Genomic DNA, 2556 nt, shown 5'->3' on the forward strand with positions numbered 1-2556 from the left:
CGCCATGCCCGCGACGATCCAGGCGCGGCCGCCCGAGCGGGAGGCCCGGCGACCGGCGGCACGGTTCAGGTCCTTCTCGGCGGCGCCGGCGTACTGCTCGGCGCCCTGGCGCAGGCGCTTCACGATCGCCTTGTCCCCGGTGAGCTTGATCAGGGCCTGCTCCAGGGCGTCCGGGACCTCGACGTCGTGGGCGGTCTTGCGGGCGTGCGCGGCGCCGTCGGCCAGGCGGGCGGCGGCCACGGGGAGGACCTCCTCCTTGCGGCGCTGGGCGTAGTCGCCGGCGTCGGCCAGGCGGGCCTGCACCTGCGGGGCCACCTTCCCGCCCTGCTCCTGCAGCGCGGACAGACCCGTGGCGAGGAGGCCGGCGAGGGTCAGGCCGCCCGCGGCGGCGGCGTCCTTGGCCTGGCCGGCGCGGTCGCTGAACAGGGCGGCGGACCGCTGCGCGTCCTTGCGGGCGCCCTTGGCGGCCTTCTTCGCGTCCTTGCGCAGGCCCTTGGCGGCCTGGCGGCCGTCCCGGCGCAGCTGCTTGGCCTTGCGGCCCCCACGACGGCGGCCCTTCTTCGCGGCCTTCTCAGCGTCCTTGCGCGCCGCGGCGAACTGCTGCTGCACCTCGTGGCCGGCGTCCTGCGCCTGGGCCTGCAGGTGCTCGAGGAAGTCCTGGACGGTGTCCACGCCCTTGGCGACGGCGGGGGCCAGCAGCCCGTACTGGTGCGCGACGGCCTCGCCGGCCTTCCGCGCCCCGCGCTCGACCACGGGGCCGTACTCCTTCTTGGCGTCCTGGGCCTTGCGGCGGCCCTCCTCGGCCGCGGCGGAGCCGCCGATCAGCCCGTAGGCCGCCGCCACCTCGCTCCAGGCGCGGGTGGACTCCACCCTCGGGGCGGCCCAGTGGCGCAGATTCTCCGCCTGGCGTGCGACGAACGCGTTCGCGCCGCCGTCGTGCTGGATCTCGTCGTGCAGGGTCTTGCGGGCCATGTGATGCCTCCCGTGGGTTCTGGATGGTCGTTGAACGCGGTGGTCCTCGAGGCCCAGCCTAGTGGCCGACCCCCGCCGTGGCACGGGTCCCGGCACGCCGGGAGTGCGTACGCCGATCGCGGAAGATCCCGACCCCGGACGGCGGGATCCGGACGGCCCGCCGCCGCGGATGGAACAATGGGGCGCATGGCGAACAAGACGCACACCGCGACCATCCACACGAACCACGGCGACATCGTCGTCGAGCTGTTCGGCAACCACGCCCCGAAGACCGTGAAGAACTTCGTGGGCCTCGCCACCGGCGAGCAGGAGTGGACCCACCCGCAGACCGGTGAGAAGAACAACGGCGCCCCGCTGTACTCCGGCACCGTGTTCCACCGCATCATCAAGGACTTCATGATCCAGGGCGGCGACCCGCTCGGCATGGGCATCGGCGGCCCCGGCTACCAGTTCGGCGACGAGATCCACCCCGAGCTGCAGTTCGACCGCCCCTACCTGCTGGCCATGGCCAACGCCGGCCCCGGCACCAACGGCTCGCAGTTCTTCATCACCTCCGTGCCCACCGGCTGGCTCAACGGCAAGCACACCATCTTCGGCGAGGTGAAGGACGAGGCCTCCCAGAAGGTCGTGGACGAGCTCAACGCCGTCGCCACCGATCCCCGTGACCGCCCGCTCGAGGACGTCGTCATCGAGTCCATCGACATCGACGAGGCCTGAGCAGCCCCTCGGTGAGCACCACCCCCTCTGACCCGCACGGCCCGGACTCCGCGGACGGCACACCCCCGGTGTGCCCGCGGCATCCGGGCCGTGCGGCGTATGTGCGCTGCGCCGTCTGCCGGCGCCCCGCGTGCCTCGACTGCCAGCGTCCCGGCTCCGCGGCCGGGCCGGTCTGCGTGGACTGTGCGTCCGGCGTCGTGGCCGGTCCCGGTCCGACGGCGGCTCCCGCCGCCGGCGCCGCCGCGACGGTCCCGGCCCGACGGCGGACGGGCTTCGCCGCCTCGCCCGTCACCTGGATCCTGCTGGCGGTCACGACGGTGGTCTACGCGGCGCAGTGGATGACCCGGGATCAGGCGTCCGGCGTGACCGAGGCGCTCTGGTACGCCGGGCTCTACACGTCCCCGTACGGCATGGAGCCGTGGCGGATGGCCTCCTACGCGCTCGTGCACGACGTCTCCGGCCCCACGCACCTGCTGCTGAACATGCTCGCGCTGTGGGTGATCGGGCGCGTGCTCGAGCCCGCGCTGGGCTGGTGGCGGTTCGTCGCCCTCTACGTGCTCTCCGCCGTGGGCGGTGCGGTGTTCGCACTGTGGGTCTCGGACCCGCTGCAGCCCGTCGTCGGGGCGTCCGGCGCCGTGTACGGCATGTTCGCTGCCCTGTTCCTGCTCACCCGGGTGCGGGGCGGGCAGGTGCGCTCGATCGCCGTGCTGATCGGCCTGAACCTCGTGTTCTCGTTCCTGTTGCCCGGGGTGGCCTGGCAGGTGCACGTGGGCGGGCTGCTGACGGGCGCCGTCGTCGCCGTCGTGTTCTCCCTGGCCGGCGGGCTGCGCCCCGGCCGCGCGCGCGTGCCGTCCGTGGGCGCCCAGG

At 73.9% G+C, this 2556-nt stretch carries 3 protein-coding genes; 2 read left to right on the plus strand and 1 reads right to left on the minus strand.

Annotated elements, in window-relative coordinates:
- A partial coding sequence (locus HMPREF3105_RS12170) for a hypothetical protein (RefSeq protein ID WP_070709853.1) occupies positions 1–972 on the minus strand: 972 nt, incomplete at its 3' end.
- A gap of 186 nt (positions 973–1158) precedes the next feature.
- On the opposite strand from HMPREF3105_RS12170, the gene HMPREF3105_RS12175 reads away from it, so the two are divergent.
- The gene (locus tag HMPREF3105_RS12175; protein WP_010079725.1) at positions 1159–1689 is read left to right on the plus strand and encodes a peptidylprolyl isomerase; all 531 of its coding nucleotides are present in this window, start codon (positions 1159–1161) and stop codon (positions 1687–1689) included.
- A gap of 11 nt (positions 1690–1700) precedes the next feature.
- On the plus strand, positions 1701–2556 hold an 856-nt coding region (locus tag HMPREF3105_RS12180), incomplete at its 3' end, for a rhomboid family intramembrane serine protease (protein WP_246830387.1).

This window comes from Micrococcus sp. HMSC31B01 (assembly GCF_001816085.1).
In the GTDB taxonomy this organism is placed as follows: domain Bacteria; phylum Actinomycetota; class Actinomycetes; order Actinomycetales; family Micrococcaceae; genus Micrococcus; species Micrococcus luteus.